Annotated in this window: 1 protein-coding gene; it reads left to right on the forward strand. The window is 36.1% G+C overall.

Annotated elements, in window-relative coordinates; translation table 11 throughout:
• A partial coding sequence (locus tag VB798_RS24290) for a multicopper oxidase domain-containing protein (protein WP_323689830.1) occupies positions 1 to 1410 on the forward strand: 1410 nt, incomplete at its 5' end.
• Positions 1411 to 1414: the final 4 nt, after the last annotated feature.

Here is a 1414-nt window from a genome sequence, read left to right on the forward strand (position 1 = left end):
TTAATTGTGGCAGTATCAGAAACATATGATGTAATTGTTACGATTCCTGCTAATGAAAAAGCTTTTGAATTCTTAGTTACCTCTGAAGACCGTACCAAATCAGCTTCTATATTTTTGGGTTCTGGAGACAAAATAAAAGCCAAAGCAATGCCCAAACTCAAATACTTTGAGGGAATGAAAATGATGAATGGCATGATGAAAATGAATGGAGATTTGGACGATATGGGCATGAGTATGAGCCTAAATCAAATGGATATGAATACCGTCATGTATCCAGAAATCACAGGTGAAATATCAGAAAAGTCAAATACTGAAAAAGATATTGAATCCATGAAAGGTCACGATATGAAAGAGATGAAAATGGATGAATCTCAATACAATAGTAATGAAATGTCAGATATAGTTACGTTGAATTATTCACTTTTGAAATCTCCCTCAAAAACAACTTTACCCAGTGCACCCTACAAAGAATTAAATTTTGAATTGAGTGGAAACATGAACCGTTACGTATGGAGCATGAATAATAAAGTAGTTTCTGAAAGTGATAAAATACTCATAAAAAAAGGTGAAAATGTACGAATGATAATACATAATGGTTCAATGATGAGACACCCAATGCACCTACACGGACATGACTTTAGGGTTTTGAATGGACAAGGAGATTATTCACCGATGAAAAACATTATTGATATTATGCCTATGGAAACAGATACTTTAGAGTTTGCTGCTACTGAAAGCGGAGATTGGTTTTTTCATTGCCACATCCTTTATCACATGATGGTAGGGATGGGAAAAGTTTTTTCTTATGAAAACTCTCCTGTTAATCCCGAAATACCTAATCCCAAATTAGCACAACGCAAATTATTTGCTGATGATAGACAACTTCATATCATGGCTGAAAACGCCACGGAAACAAATGGAAACGATGGCGAAGTGATGCTTTCTAACACTCGTTGGAGTATCGGAACGGAATGGCGTTTAGGGTATCATGATTATCATGGCTATGAAACAGAAACGCATATTGGACGCTATATTGGCAAAATGCAATGGTTAATGCCCTTCATAGGTTTTGACTGGCGTTATCGTAAATTTGGAATGGATGAACAAGAAAAGAATCTTTTTGGACAAACTAACACTAAAGACAAACGAGCCGTATTGAGTGTTGGTGTAAACTATACATTACCCATGTTAATCACGGCGCAAGCCGAAATATTCACAGATGGGAATGTGCGTTTTCAATTAGAACGGAAAGATATTCCTATTTCAAAGCGACTGCGGATGAGTTGGATGATAAATACTGATAAAGAATACATGGCAGGTTTCAAATATATTGTAAGTCGTAATTTGGGTATTTCAACGCATTATGACAGTGACATGGGATTTGGTGCAGGGATTACGTTGGGTTATTGAGGTA

The organism is Arcicella lustrica (assembly GCF_034930985.1).
In the GTDB taxonomy this organism is placed as follows: Bacteria; Bacteroidota; Bacteroidia; order Cytophagales; family Spirosomataceae; genus Arcicella; species Arcicella lustrica.